Raw genomic sequence first — 23,328 nt, 5'->3', positions numbered from 1 at the left:
ATAATTCTCGACTTCAATCAGCCAAGGATTCTCCCCGATGACCTCACCCGCCCCCGCTTCCGCCTTGACCCAGGACGAACTCAAGGCCCAAGTCGGCCGTGCCGCGCTGGATTACGTGGTGAAGGGCGACATCGTCGGCGTCGGCACGGGCTCGACGGTCAACAAGTTCATCGACGCCCTTGCGACGATCAAAGGGGATATCCGGGGCGCGGTGTCGAGTTCGGTGGCGTCGACCGAGCGCCTGCGCGCCTTGGGCATTCCGGTGTTCGACTGCAACGAGGTCGAGGAACTCGCCGTCTATATCGACGGTGCGGACGAGATCGACGGTCGCGGCTACATGATCAAGGGCGGAGGCGCCGCGCTCACGCGGGAGAAGATCGTCGCCGCCCAGTCCAAGCGCTTCGTGTGCATCGCCGATGCATCCAAGCTGGTGAACACGCTGGGCGCCTTCCCGCTGCCGGTCGAAGTCATCCCGATGGCGGCGCAGCGCCTGATTCGCCAGTTCACGCGGCTGGGCGGCCTGGCGCAGGTCCGCAAGAAGGACGGCGTGCCGCTCGTCACCGACAACGGCCAGCACATCATCGACGTGACCGGCCTCAGGATCCCCGATCCGCTCGGCTTCGAGAGCGAGGTGAATCAGTGGCCGGGCGTGGTGACGGTGGGGGTCTTCGCGCACCAGCGCGCCAGCGTGTGCCTGCTGGGCACATCGACGGGCGTTAGGACGATGCGCTTCAACTGAGCGCGGGCCTGCACCGGCGTCAGAACTTGATGCCGGCGGGGTTGCTCGGCGTCGGCCCGTTGGCCGCGGCAGGTGCCGGTGCGGGCCGTGCTGCCGGTGCGGGCGTCGCTTCGGCAGGCTGCGCCGCAGGTTGCAGGGCGACCAAGGGTTGCGCTGGTGAATTACGGTAGCCCGCCGGCAACTGTGCCGCCTTGGGATAGCCCGCCGCATCAAGGTATTGCGACCATTCGGCATCCGAAAAGCCCTTGAGCTGCTGCGTGCCGATCGTAAGCACGGGCAGGGAATTCTGGCTGCTCAGGCGTTGCAGGGCGCTGATGTCCTCATTGGTTCTGACGGTGCGCTCCTCGAAGGGCACGCCGCGCGTGATCAGCAGCGAACGGCCCGCGCCACATGGGCCGCATTCGTCCCCCGTGTAGAGCGTGACCGGATAGCGCTGCACGACTTGCCGCAATTCGTAAGGCAGCCCCGAATTCGTGCCGACCGTGCTACCGGAGCGAGGCGCCGCAGGCTGCGCGTTGGCCGCCGGGGGCTGGTCGGAAAAGGTGACCTTGCCGTTCTTGTCGACATTGCGGTAGACCGCCTGCGCGAGGGTGGCGCAGGAAACCACCAGCAAGGTAAGCCCTGAGAGGGCGGCGTTGAGCTTCATCGATGACTACTCCCGAAATCGGATGTAACGAAGTATCTCAGGGTCTGCCGGCAACGCCGTCGATTCTCAAGCGGCCTGGGTCTCTGCCATCCCCTGGTGTCGCAACAACGCATCGAGTTGGGGTTCGCGGCCTCGGAAAGCCTTGAAGGATTCCATTGCGGTTCGGCTGCCGCCTGCCTCAAGGATGGCCTGGCGGTACTTTCGCCCGGTCTCGATGCTCGGCTCGCCATTGGCGCCGGCGGTTTCCTCGAAGGCGGCGTAGGCGTCGGCGCTCAGGACCTCTGCCCATTTGTAGCTGTAGTAGCCGGCCGCATAGCCGCCCGAGAAGATGTGGCTGAAAGTGTTGGGCGTACGGCTGAACGGTGGCGCAGGCATTACCGCGACCTCGCTGCGCACCTTGCCGAGCAGCGCCAGCACATCACCCGGCTTGGCCGTGGCGGCGTCGTATTCGGTGTGCAGGAGCATGTCGAACAGCGAGAACTCGATCTGGCGCAGCGTCTGCAGGCCGCTCTGGAAGTTCTTGGCCGCCGTCATCTTGTCGAAGAGGGCGCGCGGCAGGGGATTGCCGGTGTCGACGTGCGAGGTCATGTGGGCCAGAACGTCCCACTCCCAGCAGAAGTTCTCCATGAACTGGCTCGGCAGTTCGACCGCATCCCACTCCACCCCGCTGATGCCCGACACGTCGCGCTCGTTGATCTGCGTGAGCATGTGATGCAGACCGTGGCCGAACTCGTGGAAGAGCGTGGTCACGTCGTCGTGCGTGAGCAGAGGCGGCTTGCCGTCGACGCCTTCGGCGAAGTTGCACACCAGTTGCGCGACCGGCGTCTGCAGAGTGCCGGTATCCGGGCGCAGCCAGCGGGCCCGCACGTCGTCCATCCAGGCACCGCCGCGCTTGGCGGCGCGGGCCGATGGGTCGAGGTAGAACTGGCCGACCTTCTCCCCGGCGCGTTCGATGCGGTAGAACTCGACGCTTGGATGCCACACGGGCGCGCTGTCCCGGCGGATCGACACTTCGAACAGCGTCTCGACGATCTTGAAGAGGCCCGCCATGACCTTCGGCGCCGTGAAGTACTGCTTGACCTCCTGTTCGCTGAAGGCGTAGCGGGCTTCCTTGAGCTTCTCGCCGATATAGCTCCAGTCCCAGGGCTGCGGATCGAGGATGCCGAGTTGCTCGTCCGCGAAGGCGCGCAGGTCGGCGAGGTCGCGTTCGCCATAGGGCTTGGCCTTGGTGGCCAGATCGCGCAGGAACTTGATGACCTGGTCGCCCGATTCGGCCATCTTGGGCACGATCGAGAGTTCGCCAAAATTGGGATAGCCCAGCAGCTTCGCTTCTTCCTGCCGCAACGCGAGGATCTCGCGGATCAGGTCGGTGTTGTCAAAGGCCGGATCGCCGAACTCGCTGGCGCGCGTCACGTAGGCGCGGTAAAGCCTCTCGCGCAGCGCGCTGCTCTTGGCGAACTGCATGACCGGCAGGTACGAGGGCATCTTCAGCGTGAGCTTGTAACCGTCCTTGCCTTCGGCTTCAGCGGCCGCACGGGCTGCGCTGATGACGTCTTCGGGCAAGCCTTCGAGTTCATCGGCCTGTGCGTACCAGGCAAAGGCGTCCGTCGCGTCGAGTGCGTTTTCGCTGAACTTCTGGCTCAGTTCCGCCTGGCGCTCCTGGATTTCCGCGAAACGCGACTTGGCGGCGCCTTGCAACTCCGCGCCACCGAGCACGAAGTTGCGAACCGCATTGCGGTGGGCCTGGCGCTGCTCGGTGTTGAGCGTGGCGGGATCGATGGCCTTGTACTTGGCATAGAGCCGCTCGTCGGACCCGAGCCGCGTCCAGAAGGCCGTGACGCGCGGCATCGCCTCGTTGTAGGCGGCGCGCAATTCAGGCGTGTCGGCGACGGCATTGAGATGGCCCACGGCACCCCACGCCCGGCTGAAGCGCTCCGAGGCCACGTCGAGCACCTTGGAGATGGCCATCCAGTCAGCCGGAAACTCCGGCGCCGTCACGGTCTGCAGCGCGATCTCGGCGTCGGCGAGCAAGGTGTCGACTGCGGGCGCGACATGCTCGGGCGTGATGCGGTCAAACAGCGGGAGGTCGGTGAAGTCGAGGAGCGGATTGGTCATATGAAATGTTTCCAGGGCGAGCATCGCGAAGCTCCTCGAGGGGGAGGCGGCTACACGAAGTAAGCAAGCAGCGGGGTGATTCCTAGTTTGCGGCGTGTTCGGCCGCTTCAAGGGTATTGGCGAGCAGCATGGCACGGGTCATCGGGCCGACGCCGCCGGGGACGGGGGTGATCCAGCCCGCGACTTCCTTCACGCCGTCGAAGTCCACGTCGCCGGCGAGCTTGCCGTCGTCCTTGCGGTTCATGCCGACGTCGATGACCACGGCGCCGGGCTTCACCATATCCGCGGTCAGGATGTTTCGCTTGCCGACCGCGGCGACGACCACGTCGGCCTGGCGGGTCAGGGCGGCGAGATCCTTCGTCGCGCTGTGGCAGATGGTCACGGTGGCGTTCTTCGCCAGCAGCATCATGGCCATCGGCTTGCCGACGATGTTGCTCCGGCCGATCACCACCGCATGCTTGCCGCGCAGGTCGTAGCCGATCCAATCGAGCATCTTCATGCAGCCGTGCGGCGTGCAGGGCCAGAAGCCCGGTTGCCCGACCATCAACGCGCCTGCGCTGGCGACATGGAAGCCGTCCACGTCCTTGGCCGGTGAAATCGCCTCGATGACCCGGTGGCTGTCCATGTGCGGTGGGAGCGGAAGCTGTACCAGGATGCCGTGAACCTTGGGGTCCTCGTTCAGGGCGTGAATGCGCGCCAGCAGATCGGCCTCGGTCATGGAGGCGGGGTAGCGCTCGAGATTGGCGGTCAGACCGGTCTCGCCGCTGTCGTTGACCTTGTGCTTGACGTAGACCTGGCTGGCAGGATCGTCGCCGACCAGGACGATCGCGAGCGTCGGCTCGATTCCCAGGGCCTTGAGTGCGTCAATGCGGCCCGACACTTCGGCGCGGATTTTTCGGGACAGCGCATTGCCGTCGATCAGTTGGGCGGTCATCGGTCTTTTGGATTTCCAAGTAAAAACGCCCGCTTGCGCAGGCGTGGAAGGCTGGTGGTGTCTTGTCGCTCGAACGGCAGCTAGGCCTTGGCCGGGGCTGCCTGCCCGAGCGCGATCTTGAGCAGGTCAGCCACCGTGTTGGCGTTGAGCTTCTCCATGATGTTGGCGCGGTGCGCCTCCACGGTCTTGATGCTGATGCCGAGGTCGTCGGCGATCTGCTTGTTCAGTCGCCCGGCCACGATGCGTTCGAGCACCTGTGCCTCGCGGCCGGTGAGCTTCGACAGCAGCGCGTCGCGGCTGGCGGACTGCTGGTGCTGCGCAAAAGCGCCGCGCGCGTGCTCGAGCATGCGTTCGACCAGCGCCACGAGGGCCTCGTCGTTGAAGGGCTTCTGGATGAAATCCATGGCACCCTTCTTCATGCTGTCGACGGCCATCGGCACGTCGCCGTGCCCGGTGATCACGACGATCGGCAGGGGCGATCGGCGCTCGATCAGGCGGTCCTGCAACTCGATGCCCGACATGCCGCCCATGCGGATGTCGACGATCAGGCAGGCGACTTCGCGCGGGTCATAGCGGGAGAGAAACGACTCGGCGGAGTCGAAGCAGCGGACCCGGTAGTCCTTGCCTTCGAGCAGCCATTGCAGCGAATCGCGAACCGCTTCGTCGTCGTCGACGACATAGACGGTGCCCTTCTTCGGAATCAAACTCATGCAGGTACTTTCGCCTCGTTGCTTGCTACGGAATCGATAGCGTCTAACACCGGTAACCAGAAGGAAAAACGGCATCCGACCACATCCGGCCCATTGTAGATGTTCTCCGCCTGCATCCGGCCGCGATGCGACTCGACGATGGTGCGGCAGAGATTGAGCCCGATGCCCATGCCTTCGGGCTTGGTGGAGAAGAAGGCTTCGTACAGCCGGTCCATCACCTCGGGGGCCAAGCCCATGCCGGTGTCCTGCACCGAGAACTCGACGGCGTTGTGCCCGTCGATGATCTTTGGCAGCACGCGCAGTTCCACGCTGCGCCGCGCCAGCGGCCGGTTCGCCAGGTCGATGGATTCGGCGGCGTTCTTCAGCAGGTTGACCATCACCTGCTCGATCAGGATGGGGTCGACGCGCAGGATCGGCAGGCGCGCCGCCACATAGTGGTTGAGGCGCACGTTGCGTCGCCGCAACTCGATTCCGGCCAGTTCGACCGCCTCGCTCACCATGGTCGAGACCTCGGCCGGTGTGCGGTTCGGCTCGCTGCGCTTCACGAAAGAGCGGATGCGCTGGATGATCTGGCCCGCGCGTTGCGCCTGCTTCGACGTCTTGTCGAGCGCCGCGAGCAGGGCGTCGGAATCGATCTGCTGGCCCTTGATGCGCGACATCATCCCGTTGCAGTAGTTGGTGATGGCGGTGAGCGGCTGGTTGAGTTCGTGCGCGACACTGGACGCCATCTCGCCCATGGTGATCAGCCGGCTGGCGGCCTGCGCCCGATCCGCTTGTGCCGCAGACAGGTCTTCGGCGTCGCGTCGTGGTGTGATGTCGGTCGCGATGACCAACTGCGCGAGCCGGCCGTCCACCCAGGTGAGGTAGCGCGAACGCACTTCGAGCCACTTGCCGAGTTCGGGAACGAAGATCTCGTTGTTGGCCGGCTGCGCCGCGGTCAACTGGTCGACCGGCAGGCCGGCGAACGGGTCGACGTCGTCGAGGGCATCGTCGTGCGCATGCGAAGCGGGCACGCCGGCCTGCGCCACCATGCCCAGGTGCCCCACGGTGTTGGAGCCGAACCAGAGGCGGTAGAGCTTGTTGGCGAACAGCAGCTCTTCGCTGCCCAGCGGTGCGACCGACACCGAGGCATCCAGTGCCTCGAGCACGGTGGTGAAGCGCTCGTACGAGGCCGACAGTTGCTCGCGGATCCGCGTCGGCTCCGTGATGTCGGTCATCGAGGTCATCCAGCCGGTCTGATGCCCGCGGGCGTCGATCAGCGGCGACACATAGAGACGTGCGTTGAACACGCTGCCGTTCTTGCGCTTCACCCGTACCTGGAAACCTCCCGGCAAGGCGCGGCCGTGGAGTTCTTCCTCGAGCCGCTCGTTCATGACCTCTCGGTCGGATTCGAGCCAGTACGGGAAGGGCGGCGTCTGGCCGACGAGTTCGTTTTCGCTCCACCCCGTCATCGCGCAGAAGGCGGCGTTCACGTAGGTGATGCGGCCTTCCAGGTCGAGCACCCGCATGCCGGTGAGCATCGAGTTTTCCATTGCGCGACGGAAATTGGTTTCGGCCACCAGCGCCTGTTGTGCCTGCAGTCGGCGCCGCGTGTGGCGCCAGGTGCCAATCAGCATCCAGCTCGTCAGCACGCTGAGCGCGCCGACCAACCAGAAAAGCCCATTGCCGACGACGCCCTGCGAGGTGCGATATGCCTGCGCCCGCAACACCAGGGCGTTGCCGACTGGCGAGACCGGCACTTCGTATTCGTTGGTCCGCACCGTCCAGGGCAGCAGCCGCGTGCCGGCCCCGCGCGGGCTCGCGACGGTATTGCCGGCGAGGAGACCGCCTTTCGCGTCGAGCAGCGAAACGGCGTAGCGCGCCGAGACTTCCGCGGGCATGCCGTAGCGCAAGAGCCCGTCGATGGAGAACTCTCCCAGCAGCATCCCCGCGAACAGGCCCTGGTCGAACAGGGGAATATGGAGTTGCAGCATGGGTTGCGGCTCACCGCCGGCGAGGGGTTGCGAGAACACCGGTTGCCGCAGTTCGCGCGCGAGGGCGTAGTTGCTCTCCGTATCGCCGGGCCGAAGCACGTCGCCGATCGCGTGCTGCTGGGCCGGGTGGACGCTGGGTGCCGCGTATCCCGCCTTGAAGCGACGGCGATCGTCGATCCAACTGACTGCCTGCAGTTCGGGGAACTGGCTCACCAGCGACTCGGCGCGGCTGGTGAACTCAGTGGCGTCGATCTCGCGATTGGACGCATCGCGCGCCAGACGCATGAGCTGCTCCTGCCGCTCCAGAAGCCGAAGCCGCACGCGCTGCTGCGCATATTCCACATCGCGCTTCACCGACTCCTGGACGCGCTCCATTTCCTCCGCACGCAGGTACCAGAACGCCGAGACGATGGCCGCGAGAAACAGCAGCACGGCAGCCAAAGGCGCAAGCATCGCGACAGCGTCCTGCAGCATGGGCGTCTGGCGGCGCCACCAGCGGCGCCACCATGACAGGGGCGACCCATGCACCGCGTTGCGGGCGACGGCGATCGGGGAGGAAAGGGGCATCGGGCAAGTTTAGGTGAAGGCTCTTGCATGGGCACGGCCGCGCTGACGCCGTCTCGTCATGCTTTTCAGAGGTAATTTCACAATAAGAAATCACTACGCACTATTTGAAATTTCGATATTTCTGTGAGAAACTCCGCGCGCTGCCGGTTACGGCACTAAATTACAGCCCACCCCCCTCAAAAGGAGACAAGCATGTCGGCAAATCCCGAGAGCCAGTTCGGCTCGGCCGCGAATGACCCTGACTCGCAGGAGACGCGTGAGTGGATGGACGCTCTTTCAGCGGTCATCGAAACCGAGGGGCGCGAGCGAGCGCACTTCCTGCTCGAACAGTTGCTCGAGCACGCTCGGCAGAACAGCATCGACAAGCCGTTCTCGGCCAACACCGCCTACGTAAACACCATCGAGGCTGACCAGGAAGAACGCTCCCCCGGCAACCTCGAGATCGAAGAACGCTTGCGTTCCTACATGCGCTGGAACGCGATGGCGATGGTCGTGAAGGCCAACCGCCACCACCCGCCCGAAGGCGGCGACCTGGGCGGCCACATCGGTTCCTTCGCATCGCTGGCCAGCATGTTCGGCGCGGGCTTCAACCACTTCTGGCACGCCGAAAGCGAAAACCACGGTGGCGATTGCCTCTACATCCAGGGCCACGTTTCGCCCGGCATCTACGCCCGCGCCTACCTGGAAGGGCGCCTGACCGAAGAGCAACTGCTCAACTTCCGCCAGGAAGTCGACGGCAAGGGGCTGTCGAGCTATCCGCACCCCAAGCTGATGCCCGAGTTCTGGCAGTTCCCGACTGTCTCGATGGGCCTCGGCCCCCTGATGGCGATCTATCAGGCCCGATTCCTCAAGTACCTGCATGCGCGCGGCATCGCCAACACCGAGAACCGGAAAGTCTGGGTCTTCTGCGGCGACGGCGAAATGGACGAGGTGGAGTCGCTCGGCGCCATCAGCCTCGCGGCGCGCGAGAACCTCGACAACCTGATCTTCGTCATCAATTGCAACCTGCAGCGCCTCGACGGCCCGGTGCGCGGCAACGGCAAGATCATCCAGGAGCTGGAAGGTGAATTCCGCGGCTCGGGCTGGAACGTCATCAAGCTGATCTGGGGCAGCAACTGGGATCCGCTGCTGGCGCGCGACAAGGAAGGCGCGCTGCGCAAGATCATGATGGAGACGAACGACGGCGACTACCAGTCGTTCAAGGCCAACGACGGCGCCTACGTGCGCAAGCAGTTCTTCGGCCGCGATCCGCGCACGCTGGAGATGGTCGCCAAGATGAGCGACGACGAAATCTGGAACCTGCGCCGGGGCGGCCATGATTCGCAGAAGGTCTACGCGGCCTTCCATTCGGCGGTGCAACACAAGGGCCAGCCCACCGTGCTGCTGATCAAGACTGTCAAGGGCTTCGGCATGGGCAAGATCGGTGAAGGCAAGAACACCGTCCACCAGACCAAGAAGCTGGGCGAAGAGGACATCAAGGCCTTCCGCGACCGCTTCAACATCCCGATCCCGGACAGCCAACTCGCCGACCTGCCTTTCTACAAGCCGGCCGACGACACGCCAGAGATGAAGTACCTGCACGAGCGCCGCAAGGCCCTCGGCGGCTACTTGCCGCATCGCCGCGTGAAGGCCGACGAGAGCTTCACCGTGCCATCGCTCGAAACCTTCAAGGCCGTGCTGGAGCCGACTGCCGAAGGGCGCGAGATCTCGACCACGCAAGCCTATGTGCGCTTTCTGACGCAGTTGCTGCGCGACCAGGCGCTGGGCCCGCGCGTGGTGCCGATCCTGGTCGACGAGGCGCGCACCTTCGGCATGGAAGGCCTCTTCCGCCAGGTCGGCATCTACAACCCCGCGGGTCAGCAGTACACGCCGGTCGACAAGGACCAGGTCATGTACTACAAGGAAGACAAGTCCGGCCAGATCCTGCAGGAAGGCATCAACGAGGCCGGCGGCATGTCGAGCTGGATTGCCGCGGCCACGTCGTACAGCACGAACAACCGGATCATGGTGCCGTTCTACGTGTACTACTCGATGTTCGGATTCCAGCGCATTGGCGACCTGGCCTGGGCGGCCGGCGACATGCAGGCCCGCGGCTTCCTGCTGGGCGGTACCTCGGGGCGCACCACGCTGAACGGCGAAGGCCTGCAGCACGAGGACGGCCACAGCCACATCCTGGCGAACACCATCCCGAACTGCGTGAGCTACGACCCGACCTTCGCGCACGAAGTCGGCGTCATCCTGCACCATGGCCTGAAGCGCATGGTGGAGAAGCAGGACAACGTGTACTACTACCTGACGCTGCTCAACGAGAACTACCCGATGCCCGGCCTCCAGCCCGGCACCGAGGAGCAGATCATCAAGGGCATGTACCTGTGCAAGCAGGGTCCGGCCCTCAAGGCCAAGGCACCCACCGTGCAGTTGCTGGGCAGCGGAACCATCCTGCGCGAAAGCATCGCCGCGCAGGAACTGCTGGAGAAGGACTGGGGCGTGAGCGCCTCGGTCTGGAGCTGCCCGAGCTTCAACGAACTGACCCGCGACGGCCAGGAGGCGGAACGCTGGAACCTGCTGCATCCGACGGACGAGCCTCGCGTCTCCTTCGTAGCGAAACAGCTCGGCGCGTCGACGGGTCCGGTGGTGGCTTCGACTGACTACATGAAGGCCTACGCCGAGCAGATTCGTCCCTTCATCCCGAAGGGCCGCAATTACAAGGTGCTTGGCACCGACGGCTTCGGCCGCAGCGACTTCCGCAACAAGCTACGGGAGCATTTCGAGATCAACCGTCACTACATCGTCGTCGCGGCGCTCAAGGCGCTGGCCGAGGATGGCACCCTGCCTGCGCAGAAGGTGGCTGACGCGATCAAGAAGTACGGCATCAACGCTGACAAGATCAACCCGCTCTACGCATAAAACAATCAACTGCGCCTCAAGGGCGGGAGACACGATATGGCAACAGTGGAAATCAAGGTGCCGGACATCGGCGACTTCGACGAAGTCGCGGTGATCGAAGTTCTGGTGAAGGTGGGCGACACGGTGAAGGCCGAGCAGTCGCTGATCACGGTGGAGTCGGACAAGGCCTCGATGGAGATTCCGTCGAGCCAGGCCGGCGTCGTGAAGGAACTCAAGGTCGAGGTCGGCAGCAAGGTCAAGGAAGGTTCGGTCGTGCTGGTGCTGGAGGGTGAGGGCGCGGCCGCCGCAGCAGCACCGGCGGCGGCTCCGGCCCCCGCAGCGGCGGCGCCCGCAGCGGCACCTGCGCCGGCGGCCGCAGCTGCCGCACCCGCCGCAGCTGCCGGCCCGATCGAAGTCAAGGTGCCGGACATCGGAGACTTCAAGGACGTCGCGGTGATCGAGGTGCTCGTGAAACCCGGCGACACGATCAAGCAGGAGCAGTCGCTGATCACCGTCGAGTCGGACAAGGCATCGATGGAGATCCCGTCGTCCGCTGCCGGCGTGCTCAAGGAACTCAAGGTCAAGGTCGGTGACACGGTCAACATCGGAGATTTGATCGCGGTGATCGAAGGGGTCGGCGGCGGCGCCGCGGCACCCGCCGCTGCGCCGGCACCGGCTCAGGCCGCCGCGGCTCCCGCATCGGCTAGCGCCGCTGCGCCCGCCCAGGCCTCCGCACCGGCTGCGGCGGTGCCCGCGCACGACCCGACGGTTGCCCCCTCGGGCAAGCTGCCGCATGCGTCGCCTTCGGTGCGCAAGTTCGCTCGTGATCTCGGCGTGCCGCTCGAGGAAGTGAAGGGCAGCGGCCCCAAGGGCCGCATCACGCAGGAAGACGTCCAGAACTTCACCAAGGCCGTGATGAGCGGCGCGGCCAGCACCAAGGCTTCGGGCGCCAAGGCACCCGCAGGCGGTGGCGGCGGCGAGGCGCTGGGGCTTTTGCCATGGCCGAAGGTCGACTTCACGAAGTTCGGTACGGTCGAGCGCAAGGACCTCTCGCGCATCAAGAAGATCAGCGGTGCGAACCTGCATCGCAACTGGGTGATGATCCCGCACGTCACGAACAACGACGAAGCGGACATCACCGAGCTCGAAGCCTTCCGCGTGTCCACCAACAAGGAGAACGAGAAGTCGGGCATCAAGGTCACGATGCTGGCTTTCGTGATCAAGGCGGTGGTCTCGGCGCTCAAGAAGTTCCCCGAGTTCAACACCAGCCTGGACGGCGACCAGCTCGTCTACAAGCAGTACTTCCACATCGGCTTCGCGGCCGACACGCCCAATGGGCTCGTGGTCCCGGTCCTGAAGGATGCCGACAAGAAGGGCGTGCTCCAGATCAGCCAGGAAATGGGAGAGCTCGCCAAGAAGGCGCGCGACGGCAAGCTGGGATCGGCGGACATGCAGGGCGGCTGCTTCTCGATCAGTTCGCTCGGCGGCATCGGCGGCACGCACTTCACGCCGATCATCAACGCGCCCGAGGTGGCGATCCTGGGTCTGTCCAAGGGTGCGACGAAGCCCGTGTGGGACGGCAAGGCCTTCCAGCCGCGCCTGATGCTGCCGCTGTCGCTGTCATACGACCATCGTGTGATCGACGGCGCGTCCGCGGCCCGGTTCAATGCCTACCTGGGTCAGGTCCTCGCCGACTTCCGCCGCGTTCTTCTATGACAACCGTCGTGGCCGTCCGAAAAGGCGGCCAAGTCGTGATGGCAGCTGATTCCCTGGTGACGTTCGGCGACACGCGCTTGTCGCATCGTGCCGAGAACAACCAGAAGCTGTTCATGGTCAACGACGCAGCGGGCCAGAGCATCTTTGCCGTAGCCGGCGCGGCGGCGCACTTCCTGGTGCTGCAGCACGCGCTGGCGGCGCAGCCGGCCGAGGCCCTGCGCTTCGGCAGCAAGGACGAGATCTTTCGCACTTTCACGCTGCTGCATCCGGTGCTGAAGGACTCGTTCTTCCTGCAGACCAAGGAAGACGAGCATGAGCCCTACGAGTCGAGCCAGTTCACGATGCTGCTGGCCAACGCGAGCGGCATCTATGGCATCTACAGCTACCGCGAAGTCTTCGAGTTCAAGCAGTTCTGGAGCATCGGCTCCGGCCGCAGCTTTGCCCTCGGCGCGATGCATGCGGCGTACGACAAGGCACGCTCGGCGCGCGACGTGGCCGAAGCCGGCGTGGCCGCGGCCTGCGAATTCGATCGAAACTCGGCCGGACCGGTCGACGTTCTCACACTCAAACTGAAGGTGTCCAAATGAGCGAAGTACAAGTCAAAGTGCCGGACATCGGCGATTTCGATGAAGTCGCGGTGATCGAGGTCCTGGTGAAGCCCGGCGACACGGTGAAGGCGGAGCAGTCGCTGATCACGGTGGAATCGGACAAGGCATCGATGGAGATTCCTTCATCGCATGCGGGCGTGGTCAAGTCGGTGGCCGTGAAGGTCGGCGACAAGGTCAGCGAAGGTTCAGTGGTGCTGACGCTGGATGCAGCCGAAGGCACCGCCGCTGCACCAGCCCCGGCGCCGGCCGCTGCTCCATCTGCCGCACCGGCACCCCAACAAGCCTCGGCGCCGGCTGCACCGGCACCGGTGCCCGCCGTGGCGTCGACCTACTCGGGGTCAGTAGACGTCGAATGCGATTTGCTCGTGCTCGGCGCCGGCCCTGGCGGCTACTCCGCCGCCTTCCGCGCGGCCGACCTGGGGCTCAACGTCGTGCTCGTCGAGCGCTACGCGACGCTGGGCGGCGTCTGCCTCAACGTCGGGTGCATTCCCTCGAAGGCGCTGCTGCACGTCGCGGCGGTGATCGACGAGGTCAAGCACTTCGCCGACCTCGGGGTCAGCTACGGCGAGCCGCAAGTGGACCGTGCCAAGCTGCTCGGCCGCAAGAACAAGGTGGTCGGCAAGCTGACGGGGGGGCTGGCCGCCATGGCGAAGATGCGCAAGGTGACGACGGTCCGCGGCGTCGGCGAGTTCGTCGATCCGTACCACGTCAAGGTGCAGGAGACCACCGGCGACGGCAAGGATGTGACGGGCAAGGCGCAGACCGTCAAGTTCCGCCACTGCGTGATCGCGGCCGGTTCGCAGGCGGTGCATCTGCCCTTCATGCCGAAGGATGATCCTCGCGTGGTCGATTCCACCGGCGCGCTGGAACTCGGCGTCGACCCGAAGCGCATGCTGATTCTCGGCGGCGGCATCATCGGGCTCGAAATGGGCTCGGTGTATTCGACGCTGGGCGCGAGGCTGGACGTGGTCGAGATGCTCGACGGACTGATGCAGGGGGCGGACCGCGACCTCGTCAAGGTCTGGCAGAAGCTCAACGCGCCGCGCTTCGACAACATCATGCTGAAGACCAAGACCGTCGGCGCCGAAGCCACGAAGGAAGGCATCCGCGTGACCTTCGAAGGCGAGCAGGCGCCCAAGGAACCCCAGGTCTACGACCTGGTGCTGCAGGCGGTTGGCCGCAGCCCCAACGGCAAGAAGATCGGCGCCGAGAAGGCGGGTGTGAACGTGAGCGATCGCGGCTTCATTCCCGTCGACATCCAGATGCGCACCAATGTGCCGCACATCTTCGCGGTCGGCGACATCGTCGGCCAGCCGATGCTGGAGCACAAGGCCGTGCACGAGGCGCACGTGGCCGCCGAGGTGATTGCCGGCGAGCAGAAGGGCGACAAGGAACTCGCCAGCGCGGCCTTCAATGCCCGCGTGATTCCAAGCGTGGCCTACACCGACCCGGAAGTGGCATGGGTCGGCCTCACGGAGGACCAGGCCAAGGCCGAGGGCGTGAAGATCCACAAGGGCCTGTTCCCGTGGACGGCTTCGGGCCGCGCCATTGCGAACGGCCGCGACGAGGGCTTCACCAAGCTCCTGTTCGACGAGGCCACGCATCGCATCGTCGGCGGCGGCATTGTCGGCACGCACGCGGGCGACATGATCGGTGAGATCGCGCTCGCCATCGAGATGGGGGCCGACGCCATCGACATCGGCAAGACGATCCATCCGCACCCGACCTTGGGCGAGAGCATCGGCCTCGCGGCGGAAGCGGCCCACGGCAGCTGCACGGACTTGCCGCCAGTCAAGAAGCGCTGAGGCCAAGAACGAAAAAAATCCCGCCGGCGGCGGGATTTTTCAATGGGTCGGCCGAATCAGTCGCCGGAGGTCTTGAGGAGGTCGTCCTGGGTCGAGACCACGCGGCGTGCGCCGCTGAAGCGACGCTGCCAGTAGCTGCCGCTCATGTCTTCCACGCGCACTTGAGCGCCGGGCTTGGGGGAGTGGATGAACTTGCCTTCGCCGACGTAGATGCCGACGTGGCTGAACGCGCGGCGCATGGTATTGAAGAACACGAGATCGCCGGGCTTCAGATCGTTGCGGTCGATCTTCTGCGTGGCGGCGGCTTGTTCCTCGGCCCGTCGGGGGAGCAGGTGGCCGATCGTCTGGTCGTACATCGCGCGGACGAAGCCACTGCAGTCGAAGCCGGTCTCGGCAGTGTTGCCCCCGCGGCGGTACGGAACGCCCAGGAAGCCGATCGCCGTGACAACGAGGTTGGAGGTACGGTCCACCACGGTCTGCCGGACTTGCTGGAGTTGGCCCTTCAGGCCCTTTTCGACAACCAGCATCTCGCCATGGTCGTCGGCCCGATCGAGTTGCGGCGCGGCATGGGCGGCGGTCGCAAGCAGGAGGGCGGCGGTGAGCATCAAAAATCGCATGGCGCGTAGGATATGGACGACACAAAGATGTGTCAACTTCAAGCGAGTTCGGGATTTTGCACGTAACTGCTTGTCATTGCTGGATTTTTCTCATCTTCTCATAATCAAAAATGTAAAGGTTTCGATTATTGGCAATAAGTTCTTTCGTTCATGTAATGCAAAAGTCTTTGAATTTCGGTTGAATGACCAAACGATTGCAAATCCTGGGCCATTGAAGGAAACGAATGACACTGTCTGTAACTACTCGCCGACGTTTGCTGTGTCTGGCGCTTGCAGGCGCCGGAATCGCAACGGCGGCGCCGCGGCCGGAGGTCGTTGCTTCCGGCCTTGAAAACCCGTGGGGCGTCAGCTTTCTTCCGGGCGGCCGCTTCCTGGTGACTGAAAAGGCCGGTCGGATGCGAGTCGTCGAGGCCGATGGCAAGGTGGGGGCGCCCGTGGCCGGCCTGCCCGCCGTTGCCGCGAGCGGTCAGGGCGGTTTGCTGGACGTGATGGCAGATCCTGCCTTCGAGGCCAATCGCACCTTCTATTTCTGCTACTCCGAACCCGATGCGGTCGGGATGGGCAACGGCACTGCGTTGGCGCGTGCCCGATTGTCGGCAGATGGCAGCCGCGTCGAAGGCCTGAAGGTGATTTTCAGCCAGAGGCCGAAGGTGGCGAGCCGCAACCATTTCGGCTGCCGCATCGTCGAGGCCAATGACGGCACTCTGTTCCTCACGCTGGGCGACCGCTTCAGCCGCAAGGAGGATGCCCAGAAACTCGACAACCACCTCGGCAAGATCGTGCGGATCGGCAAGGATGGCTCGGTCCCGCAGGACAACCCCTTCGTCGGCAAGGAAGGTGCGCTGCCCGAAATCTGGAGCTACGGGCATCGCAACGGCCAGGGCGCCACGCTGGCGCCGGACGGCAAGCTATGGATGCACGAGCACGGCCCGCAAGGTGGTGACGAGATCAACATCCCGCAGGCTGGTCACAACTATGGCTGGCCAGTCATCACCTACGGTGAGAACTACGGTGGCGGCAAGATCGGCGATGGCATCACGCAAAAGGAAGGCATGGAGCAGCCTCTGCACTACTGGGTGCCTTCGATCGCGCCGTCGGGGATGGTCTTCCTGACGAGCGATCGCTACGGTGCTGGTTGGAAGGGCAACCTGTTCGTGGGGTCGCTCAAGTTCGGCTATCTCGACCGGATCGAGCTCAAGGACGGCAAGGTCGTGGCTGAGCACAAGCTGCTGGAAGACGGCCGTGCGCGCATCCGCGACGTGAAGCAGGGGCCGGACGGTCTGCTGTATGTGCTGACGGACGAGTCCAACGGCAAGCTGCTTCGTCTCTTGCCTGAATGAAGATCTCCCGGGGGCTCGCTCACTTCGTGTAGCCGCCCGGCCTCGACCTGAGGGCAACCCCGACTGACGGCGAAGCGTCCGGGCGTTTCACGTCCGGACCCTCCTTTGCGGCCGGCGTCTTATCGGTGGTACGGTCTGCCCTCATCTCTCTCTTTGTTTTTCGCGAAAGACGCTTTCCCATGCTGCTCGATGCATCGCAATCCCAATTGGTTCTGGTCGACTATCAGGCACGCCTGATCCCCTCGATCTTCGAGGCCGACACCGTGGCGAAGAACGCGGTGCGCCTCGGCAAGATCGCCAAATTGATGCAGGTGCCGATCTGGGGCACTGAGGAAAACCCTTCGAAGCTGGGCGAGAACCTGCCCGACATCCGCGCCCTGTGCCAGCGCACGCTCGCCAAGATGCATTTCAGCGCTGCGGAAGAAGGCCTGGGCGAATGGCTGCGCGCGCCGGCCAAGGCGCCTCAGGGCAATGCCCGCAGTCTCCCCAAGCACCTGCAGAAGCCGGCAGCGGCCGAAGAGCGAAACTCGATCGTCATCGCCGGGTGCGAGACACACGTGTGCCTGATGCAGACCGCGCTCGACCTGCTCGAGGATGAGTTCGAAGTCTGGGTCGTCACCGATGCCTGCAGCTCGCGCACCGAGCGCAACCGGGATGCGGCCTTCGACCGGCTGGCCGGCGCCGGTGCGGAACTCGTGACCACCGAGATGGTGGGTTTCGAATGGCTGCGCACGGCGGAGCATGCGCGCTTCGCCGAAGTGCTGTCCTTGATCAAGTAGCCGCTGCGGTGCGTGAGAAGAGGCCCGTCGGCCTATTTCTGCAGCCGGCGGTAGGCGCTGAAGTGACGAATCGCCTCGCGCCGATGACCCAGGTGGTCATGCAACCGGGCGGCGTTGAAATGCGCATCGCCGACCGTTGAATCGATCCGAAGGCATCGCTCGTAACTCTCGAGAGCTTCAGGGAGGCGTCCCAGGTCTTCCAGTGCCACCGCGCGATTGAAATGCAGCAGCGCCACATCCGGTCGATGGCTCAATGCAACGTCATAAAGGGCCGCGGCCTCGGCCTGACGCCCTGACTCGCACAAGATCGCGCCCAGGTTCAGATACGCATCTGAATAGTCCGGTGCGACGCCAAGCGCCTTTCGGTACGCCGCCTCGGCGGCCTGCAGGTCCCGCGTTTCGAGTTCTTCACCCTGCGCGAACCACGCGTCGGCGGATGTTTGCGTCGATGGCGGCGGGTTCGCATCGTCGCTCGGCACATGCTCGACGAACGCCACCGACCCACGCGCGGCCGCGACCTCGAAGTCCATCAACAACTGGCCCGACTCCGCTTCCCACTGGCTGTCGCGCTCGCGCACGGCGATGGTGCTGCCCACGGCAGTGATCCGCAAGCCGGTCAGCGGCAACTCCGCCGGCAGCGTGGCCTTCAGCCGCTGCAGCGCGCGCAGGATCTTGCGCGTCGGGATGTCGGCGGCCTGCAACTCGTGTGCGGTCCGCAGCAGGACCACATCGCGGAACGAAAACCGGTACTCATTACGCGGTCCGCGCGCCGGCTGGACGAAACCGTTCGCGATCAACCCTGAAATCGCGCTCCGGGAAATACCGAGCATCTCCTGAAGGCTGCGCAGGGTGTGGGGTGCCTGCACCTGGACGTCGGTCACTTCCTCAGGCGCGTGGCCGCCGGGGCCGCGGTCGTCGTCTTGGCGGCAGCGCGCTTCACGCCCTTGCGCTCCTTGGAAGCGAGCGGGGTCACGACTTCATCGGCCGGCGCACGCGGCGTCGTCGGACGCTTCGCGCCGCCGGCACCCGCGCGCGCCAGGCTGGCACGCAGCATTTCGGTGAGGTCGATGATCTGGCCGCTGCCCTGCGCTGTTTCCCGCTCTTCCACCGCAACCACCTGCTTTCCGGTGATCTTCGCGTCAATGGCTTCCAGGATTCGCTTCTTCTCCTCGTCGACGAACTGCGTGGGGTCGTAGCTGTCCTGGGAAATCTGGTCGATGAGTTGCAGCGCGAGTTGCACTTCGGCATCCGACGGCTTGATTTCCTCGATGTCCAGGTCCTTCAGCGAACGGACCTCGTCGGCATAGAGCAACTGCTGCAGTACCAGGCCGTCCTCTGCGGCGCGGACCTGCACGACGTACTGCTTGCCTTTCCAGGCCCACTTCGCGAGCGCACACCGGCCGCTCTTGCGCATGGCGGCGCGCAGCAGGGTGTAGGGCTTGGCGCCGCGCTTGTCGGGTGCGATGAAGTACGCCTTGTCATAGAAGATCGGGTCGACGGCCTTTTCCGGGATGAAGGCGACGATGTCGATCGTATGGGTCGCGCTTTCCTCGACGGCCTTCAGCTCGTCGGGGGTGAAGAGAACGTAGCGGTCCTTCTCGAATTCGTAGCCCTTGACCATTTCGGTGCGGGGCACGACGACCGATGGATCCTTCTCCGACACGTACTGTTGCTTCACGCGCGAGCCGTCCTTGGTCAGGAGATTGAATTTGACGGTTCCAGAACTTTCGGTCGCGGAGTACAGCTTGACCGGGATCGAGACCAATCCGAAGCTGAGCGACAACGAGGCGATCGAACGTGCAGCCATGAAACCTCCAAGGAGGCAATGGGCACCTCCCGGGCGGAGAATGCCACTTTCCTGAACGAACGGCCAGAGGGGCGGCATGGCCCGTTGGCCGCGTGCCGGTTGCTCAAGCTCTCCAGAGCGACACCAGCTGATCCAGTCTGGGCAGGCCTTTTTCGGGCACCGACGAGGCCACGAGGGGCCTGAAAGTGAATTCCGTGGGCGGACTGTCGCCGTCCGGCCGGTCGGGCAACGGCGCCCGTACGATCTTCAGGCCGTCGGCATGTGCCTCCGTCCAGAACACCTGTTTCCAAGGTGTGCCGCTCGGAAACGCGGCAGCCCAGTCGGTGTTCGCCTTGACCCAGACCCCGCACACCGTGCCCAGCCGCCCCCTCCACGCCGGCGGGCAGACGAAGACGCCGGCGTCGCCCGGCCGCAACTTCAGCAGGCGAGACGGATAGGCGTACAACGACTTCCAGTCCATGCTTTCTCGTTCATCACTCACATCACGCCCTTCTTGATGGCATTGGCGGATGTCATGTCTGCGATACCTGAGGATTCGGGTTGGGTAGGAAGTCGAGCCCGACGCGCGACAGCACTTCGCGCAGGCGGCCTAGCGTCTTCGGGCCGATGGCGACCTCCTTCAGCAACTCCTGCTCGCTGATGGCGGAGAGATCCTCGATGCAGAAGATGCTGAGTTCCTTGAGCGCATCCCGCGCGCTGGCGCGCACGGAGAGCTCGTCGATGGGCGTCTCCGGGCTCAACTGGATCGGAATGTTGAATCGCTGTGCGCCCCTGGGGCGCCAGTTGAAGGAATGGAAGGCGAAGGTCGAGCTCTCGGGAATCAGGCGTTCGCGCAGTGCCTCGGCGTGCTGGCGCTTGGCTTCGTGAATGGCGCTCCGGAGGGCCCCCAGGCAGGGGAGCAACTCATCGTCGGGCAATTGCGCGAGGTCATCGACGGTTTGGATCATGCAAGACATACCTGGAACTCAATCAAATTCGTGCGCCGTCGGACGTGGCTGCACGCCACTTCTTGAACGCGGGAAAAAGGGAGGTGGGGCTCGAGGTGCGGGACACCTCAGGGGCAATCAACGTGAAGCTCCGGCCTTCGCCGCCGTCTGATGCCGATCGGAAAAGCACTTGCCCGGTGAAACCGAAGTACGACGTGTCGCGAAACCTTGAACGGGAACTCCGAAATCCGCATGCCTGCTTGCTCTTGCTTGCCGATTCGACGGCGACGCCCTAAGTATTGAGAGTCCGTCGCAGGAAGTCCATGCTGTGCCCGAATGGGCGCTATGCGCGTAGTGAATGTCCGTTGTTCACATGGAGTTCGAGGCTTTGCATCACTTGGTCGCGAAACCAGATGTGAGCCGCGTGGCGGTGCGTGCGGTCGTGCCAGGAAATATAGACGTCGAAGGCTGGCACCACCACCGGCAATGCCAGTTCGGCCAGGCCGAAGCGATCACGGAAGCGAGAGGCCAGCGAAAGGGGCAGGAGCGCCACCATGTCCGATTTCTCCAGCAGGTGAGGTGCCGTGAGGTAGTTTGGCGTGACGTACCGGCGCTGCCGCTGCAGCCCCTGCGCGGCCAGCGCCTGATCGACTGATTCCCCGAAACAGTTCACCGTATTCGGCATGATGACCACGTGTTCGAGGCCGGCGAATTCCGTTGGCGTGAGCGTCTTGCCGATGGCCCAGTGGCCGGAGCGTGCCGCGCACACGATGCGATCGCGAAAAAGCAGGCGGTGCCGGAGCTCGCGCAAGCTGGGCGGCAGGATGCCGACGCAGAAGTCGACATCGCCAGCTTCGAGCACCTTGTTGAACTGCGACGGATGCACCGGGTGCCGCACCGAAATCGAAATACCCGGAAACCCCGTGCCGAGATGCTGCACCAGGTGGTCGACGAAAAGGCACTCCAGATAGTCGGTGGCGACCATGCGGAACAGGTAGCGCGTGACCTGAGGATCGAAAGCCACTGCATTGCCGAGCAACTCGCCCATCTCCTGCAGGATGCGCTCGGCGAATTCGCGCAACTGGAGCGCCTTGGCAGTGGGGATCAGGCCGTTGCCGCCCTTCACGAGGATCGGGTCACCGGTGACGTTGCGCAATTGGCCCATGGCACGGCTCATTGCGGGCTGGCTGATCGACATCGCCTCAGCGGCCCGCGAGACGTGCGAGTGATCGACGAGCGCCACCAGGCACTTCAGCAAATAGAAGTTCAGCTCCCCGTTGTCGTTTCTTTCTTGGTGCATGGGCAGGTCGCGTTGAACACGGAAGCCTGAGGATACGGGCGGTTGCCTAGCCAAAGGTGAATACGTAGGCCTGTGCACCCGCATCGAGAAACTCGATCTCAAATATGCGATCTTTCGTACTCACTGTCTGGCGGATCAACTGATAGAGCCGTTGTGCGTCGATCGTTCCGTTCCCTTGCGAATCGATGTCGGACCCGTGGTCCGCCAGCGGCGGCTTGCCGTCCACCAGGACCCTGAAGCGCACGGGTTTCCCCTCCGCCGATGGGCCCAGCACCAGGTGCAGATCCCGCGCATGAAAGCGGTAGGCGAGGCGGCCATGGGCGCGGTTCGATATTGCGCGCTCACGCTCCACGGTCCAGTCGCCGTCGAGCGCCCATTGGTCCGTTCGCAATGAGACCGGGCGTTGGTAGGAATTGGTGCGATCGCTGGCGATGCCTCCTGGGGAGGCGAAGTTGCGTGTGCGCTCGTGGCCGAGGTAGGTCTCTTGCGACAGCGCAGGCGAGGGGTCCGGTGCGGCGTGGACGCCCGAGGCCGTTGGCGAAACCAGCGCCGATGGAATGTTGGTCTGCCCCGCCTCCGCGAGAAGTTGCTGGATGACCTGTTCCGATGCTTCGTACTGGTTCTCTCCGAACTGGTGATGGCGGATGCGCCCCTGCGCATCGACGAAGTAGAACGCGGGCCAGTATTGGTTGTCGAAGGCGCGCCAGATGGCGAAGTCGCTGTCGACCGCGACAGGAAAGCCGATGCCAAGATCCTTGACCGCCCGGTGAACGTTGGACGAGCGCTTCTCGAACGCGAATTCGGGCGAATGAACGCCAACCACCACCAGCCCTGCATCCTTGTACTTCTCGGCCCATGCGCGGAGGTAGGGCAAGGTCCGCAGGCAATTGATGCACGAGTAAGTCCAGAAGTCGACCAGCACCACCTTGCCGCGAAGGCTCTCAGGGGTCAGCGGCTCCGAGTTGATCCATTCGGTCGCGCCGGTGAACGCAGGTAGAACGCCTTCCCTCGGCAATGTTCGCGGAGGCGCCGGTTCGCGGCCCGCTGCCGTCAGCGTCAAACCTGCGTCTTCGAATGCGGCGCGGGCGTCGGTTTGAGGGGGCTGCGGCGTCCGATGTCCCGTGCGATCCAGCAGTGCCTGCTCCAGCGTCGACGTGGTCCCGACCGACAGGCGGCTGAGCGCGCCGGTGTCCAGGCCGAGTGCAATCGCGCCGACACCGACCAGCACCAAAGCTCCGGCCGCACGCCGGACCCATTCGCCGGCATGGAGCGAGCGCTTCATCGCAGCCAGCATGCGCCCACCCAGGAGCAGCGCCGCTGCCAGTGAAGTGCACGCGCCGGCGGCATAGGCGAGCAGCAACAGCGACGTGCCGACGCTCGCGCCATTGAGAGCCGCTGCCGTAAGGATGAGGCCAAGGATCGGCCCCGCGCAAGGTGCCCAGAGCAGGCCTGTCCCCATGCCCAGCAAGATCGACGACCCAACGGAGATGCGGGCTCCCGCGCCGTCCGGCTGCGGCTCCGCCAACCGGATGCCCAGAGCCACCAGCGGTCTCGTCAACCGGTCGGCAATGCCCGGGAACATCAACGTGATGCCGAACAATGCCAGCATTGCCATCGCCACGTACCGCCCGTACTCGTTGAGCGCAACCACCCAGCCACCGCCGACTGCAGCCAGTGTGGCGATGGCGGCGAAAGCTACCGCCATGCCCAGCAGCATCGGCAGGCCGTGCGAGCGGAACGGGCGATCGGCACGCGCAAAGACGAAAGGCAGCACCGGCAGGATGCAGGGGCTCAGGATGGTGAGCACGCCGCCCACGTAGGCAATGATCAGGATGAGCATGATGTCGAGAGGTGGTGGCG

19 protein-coding genes are annotated in these 23,328 nt (G+C 64.5%); 7 read left to right on the top strand and 12 right to left on the bottom strand.

Annotated features, from left to right (window positions below; translation table 11 throughout):
• Window positions 1–37 precede the first annotated feature (37 nt).
• The gene (rpiA, locus tag QTH97_RS12375) at window positions 38–739 is read left to right on the top strand and encodes a ribose-5-phosphate isomerase RpiA (RefSeq protein ID WP_286568445.1); all 702 of its coding nucleotides are present in this window, start codon (window positions 38–40) and stop codon (window positions 737–739) included.
• Window positions 740–758: 19 nt separating this feature from the next.
• On the opposite strand, the gene QTH97_RS12370 is transcribed toward rpiA, so the two are convergent.
• The 5 genes from QTH97_RS12370 to QTH97_RS12350 form a co-directional block, all read right to left on the bottom strand.
• Window positions 759–1,385: a DUF4124 domain-containing protein gene (locus QTH97_RS12370; protein ID WP_286568444.1), complete on the bottom strand. Its 627-nt coding sequence runs from the start codon at window positions 1,383–1,385 to the stop codon at window positions 759–761.
• A 66-nt stretch (window positions 1,386–1,451) separates the two neighbouring features.
• Window positions 1,452–3,500: a M3 family metallopeptidase gene (locus tag QTH97_RS12365; protein WP_286568443.1), complete on the bottom strand. Its 2,049-nt coding sequence runs from the start codon at window positions 3,498–3,500 to the stop codon at window positions 1,452–1,454.
• Between the two features lie 82 nt (window positions 3,501–3,582).
• The gene (gene folD, locus QTH97_RS12360; RefSeq protein WP_286568442.1) at window positions 3,583–4,434 is read right to left on the bottom strand and encodes a bifunctional methylenetetrahydrofolate dehydrogenase/methenyltetrahydrofolate cyclohydrolase FolD; all 852 of its coding nucleotides are present in this window, start codon (window positions 4,432–4,434) and stop codon (window positions 3,583–3,585) included.
• Window positions 4,435–4,514: 80 nt separating this feature from the next.
• Window positions 4,515–5,144, bottom strand: coding sequence for a response regulator transcription factor (locus QTH97_RS12355; RefSeq protein ID WP_028253580.1), 630 nt, complete (start codon window positions 5,142–5,144; stop codon window positions 4,515–4,517).
• Window positions 5,141–7,684, bottom strand: coding sequence for a PAS domain-containing sensor histidine kinase (locus QTH97_RS12350; RefSeq protein WP_286568441.1), 2,544 nt, complete (start codon window positions 7,682–7,684; stop codon window positions 5,141–5,143). Before QTH97_RS12350 ends, QTH97_RS12355 begins: the two co-directional genes overlap by 4 nt.
• A 192-nt stretch (window positions 7,685–7,876) precedes the next feature.
• Here QTH97_RS12350 and aceE point away from each other — a divergent pair, with 192 nt between their 5' ends.
• Genes aceE through lpdA form a run of 4 tightly spaced genes read left to right on the top strand, consistent with a single transcriptional unit; the run spans window position 7,877 to window position 14,699 of the window.
• Window positions 7,877–10,591: a pyruvate dehydrogenase (acetyl-transferring), homodimeric type gene (aceE, locus tag QTH97_RS12345; protein WP_286568440.1), complete on the top strand. Its 2,715-nt coding sequence runs from the start codon at window positions 7,877–7,879 to the stop codon at window positions 10,589–10,591.
• 36 nt (window positions 10,592–10,627) lie between these two features.
• The gene (gene aceF / locus QTH97_RS12340; RefSeq protein WP_286568439.1) at window positions 10,628–12,286 is read left to right on the top strand and encodes a dihydrolipoyllysine-residue acetyltransferase; all 1,659 of its coding nucleotides are present in this window, start codon (window positions 10,628–10,630) and stop codon (window positions 12,284–12,286) included.
• Complete coding sequence (locus QTH97_RS12335) at window positions 12,283–12,873, top strand: Ntn hydrolase family protein (protein ID WP_286568438.1); 591 nt, start codon at window positions 12,283–12,285, stop codon at window positions 12,871–12,873. The genes aceF and QTH97_RS12335 overlap by 4 nt, the downstream gene beginning before the upstream one ends.
• A complete protein-coding gene (gene lpdA, locus QTH97_RS12330; RefSeq protein WP_286568437.1) occupies window positions 12,870–14,699 on the top strand; it encodes a dihydrolipoyl dehydrogenase in 1,830 nt (609 codons plus the stop codon). The genes QTH97_RS12335 and lpdA overlap by 4 nt, the downstream gene beginning before the upstream one ends.
• A 56-nt stretch (window positions 14,700–14,755) precedes the next feature.
• On the opposite strand, the gene QTH97_RS12325 is transcribed toward lpdA, so the two are convergent.
• Window positions 14,756–15,316: a C40 family peptidase gene (locus QTH97_RS12325; protein ID WP_286568436.1), complete on the bottom strand. Its 561-nt coding sequence runs from the start codon at window positions 15,314–15,316 to the stop codon at window positions 14,756–14,758.
• Window positions 15,317–15,540: 224 nt separating this feature from the next.
• On the opposite strand from QTH97_RS12325, the gene QTH97_RS12320 reads away from it, so the two are divergent.
• Together QTH97_RS12320 and QTH97_RS12315 are read left to right on the top strand one after the other, a co-directional pair.
• Window positions 15,541–16,656, top strand: a complete 1,116-nt coding sequence (locus tag QTH97_RS12320; RefSeq protein ID WP_286568435.1) for a PQQ-dependent sugar dehydrogenase — start codon at window positions 15,541–15,543, stop codon at window positions 16,654–16,656.
• 179 nt (window positions 16,657–16,835) lie between these two features.
• A complete protein-coding gene (locus QTH97_RS12315) occupies window positions 16,836–17,435 on the top strand; it encodes an isochorismatase family protein (RefSeq protein ID WP_286568434.1) in 600 nt (199 codons plus the stop codon).
• A 32-nt stretch (window positions 17,436–17,467) separates the two neighbouring features.
• Here the strand turns inward: QTH97_RS12315 and QTH97_RS12310 are convergent, their stop codons facing one another.
• The 6 genes from QTH97_RS12310 to QTH97_RS12285 form a co-directional block, all read right to left on the bottom strand.
• Complete coding sequence (locus QTH97_RS12310) at window positions 17,468–18,316, bottom strand: tetratricopeptide repeat protein (protein ID WP_353655628.1); 849 nt, start codon at window positions 18,314–18,316, stop codon at window positions 17,468–17,470.
• The gene (ku, locus tag QTH97_RS12305; protein ID WP_286568433.1) at window positions 18,313–19,242 is read right to left on the bottom strand and encodes a non-homologous end joining protein Ku; all 930 of its coding nucleotides are present in this window, start codon (window positions 19,240–19,242) and stop codon (window positions 18,313–18,315) included. The genes QTH97_RS12310 and ku overlap by 4 nt, the downstream gene beginning before the upstream one ends.
• Before the next feature lie 103 nt (window positions 19,243–19,345).
• Window positions 19,346–19,702: a hypothetical protein gene (locus tag QTH97_RS12300; RefSeq protein ID WP_286568432.1), complete on the bottom strand. Its 357-nt coding sequence runs from the start codon at window positions 19,700–19,702 to the stop codon at window positions 19,346–19,348.
• Between the two features lie 52 nt (window positions 19,703–19,754).
• A complete protein-coding gene (locus QTH97_RS12295) occupies window positions 19,755–20,189 on the bottom strand; it encodes a helix-hairpin-helix domain-containing protein (RefSeq protein ID WP_286568431.1) in 435 nt (144 codons plus the stop codon).
• A gap of 322 nt (window positions 20,190–20,511) precedes the next feature.
• On the bottom strand, window positions 20,512–21,468 hold the full coding sequence (locus QTH97_RS12290; RefSeq protein WP_286568430.1) for a LysR family transcriptional regulator: 957 nt from the start codon (window positions 21,466–21,468) through the stop codon (window positions 20,512–20,514).
• 46 nt (window positions 21,469–21,514) lie between these two features.
• Window positions 21,515–23,308 carry a cytochrome c biogenesis protein DipZ gene (locus QTH97_RS12285; RefSeq protein ID WP_286568429.1) on the bottom strand — a complete coding sequence of 598 codons (1,794 nt, stop codon included), beginning with the start codon at window positions 23,306–23,308 and terminating at the stop codon, window positions 21,515–21,517.
• Window positions 23,309–23,328: the final 20 nt, after the last annotated feature.

It is taken from the genome of Variovorax gracilis (assembly GCF_030317115.1).
GTDB lineage: Bacteria > Pseudomonadota > Gammaproteobacteria > Burkholderiales > Burkholderiaceae_C > Variovorax > Variovorax gracilis.
Note: the sequence above shows the minus strand (reverse complement) of the source record. Positions and strands in the feature narration are given on the sequence as shown.

Excerpts from the sequence above, each read along its gene's own strand:
- rpiA (WP_286568445.1), top strand. The coding sequence starts at position 38 with ATGACCTCACCCGCCCCCGCTTCCGCCTTGACCCAGGACGAACTCAAG.
- QTH97_RS12370 (WP_286568444.1), bottom strand. The coding sequence starts at position 1,385 with ATGAAGCTCAACGCCGCCCTCTCAGGGCTTACCTTGCTGGTGGTTTCC.
- QTH97_RS12365 (WP_286568443.1), bottom strand. The coding sequence starts at position 3,500 with ATGACCAATCCGCTCCTCGACTTCACCGACCTCCCGCTGTTTGACCGC.
- folD (WP_286568442.1), bottom strand. The coding sequence starts at position 4,434 with ATGACCGCCCAACTGATCGACGGCAATGCGCTGTCCCGAAAAATCCGC.
- QTH97_RS12355 (WP_028253580.1), bottom strand. The coding sequence starts at position 5,144 with ATGAGTTTGATTCCGAAGAAGGGCACCGTCTATGTCGTCGACGACGAC.
- QTH97_RS12350 (WP_286568441.1), bottom strand. The coding sequence starts at position 7,684 with ATGCCCCTTTCCTCCCCGATCGCCGTCGCCCGCAACGCGGTGCATGGG.
- aceE (WP_286568440.1), top strand. The coding sequence starts at position 7,877 with ATGTCGGCAAATCCCGAGAGCCAGTTCGGCTCGGCCGCGAATGACCCT.
- aceF (WP_286568439.1), top strand. The coding sequence starts at position 10,628 with ATGGCAACAGTGGAAATCAAGGTGCCGGACATCGGCGACTTCGACGAA.
- QTH97_RS12335 (WP_286568438.1), top strand. The coding sequence starts at position 12,283 with ATGACAACCGTCGTGGCCGTCCGAAAAGGCGGCCAAGTCGTGATGGCA.
- lpdA (WP_286568437.1), top strand. The coding sequence starts at position 12,870 with ATGAGCGAAGTACAAGTCAAAGTGCCGGACATCGGCGATTTCGATGAA.
- QTH97_RS12325 (WP_286568436.1), bottom strand. The coding sequence starts at position 15,316 with ATGCGATTTTTGATGCTCACCGCCGCCCTCCTGCTTGCGACCGCCGCC.
- QTH97_RS12320 (WP_286568435.1), top strand. The coding sequence starts at position 15,541 with ATGACACTGTCTGTAACTACTCGCCGACGTTTGCTGTGTCTGGCGCTT.
- QTH97_RS12315 (WP_286568434.1), top strand. The coding sequence starts at position 16,836 with ATGCTGCTCGATGCATCGCAATCCCAATTGGTTCTGGTCGACTATCAG.
- ku (WP_286568433.1), bottom strand. The coding sequence starts at position 19,242 with ATGGCTGCACGTTCGATCGCCTCGTTGTCGCTCAGCTTCGGATTGGTC.
- QTH97_RS12300 (WP_286568432.1), bottom strand. The coding sequence starts at position 19,702 with ATGGACTGGAAGTCGTTGTACGCCTATCCGTCTCGCCTGCTGAAGTTG.
- QTH97_RS12295 (WP_286568431.1), bottom strand. The coding sequence starts at position 20,189 with ATGATCCAAACCGTCGATGACCTCGCGCAATTGCCCGACGATGAGTTG.
- QTH97_RS12290 (WP_286568430.1), bottom strand. The coding sequence starts at position 21,468 with ATGCACCAAGAAAGAAACGACAACGGGGAGCTGAACTTCTATTTGCTG.
- QTH97_RS12285 (WP_286568429.1), bottom strand. The coding sequence starts at position 23,308 with ATGCTCATCCTGATCATTGCCTACGTGGGCGGCGTGCTCACCATCCTG.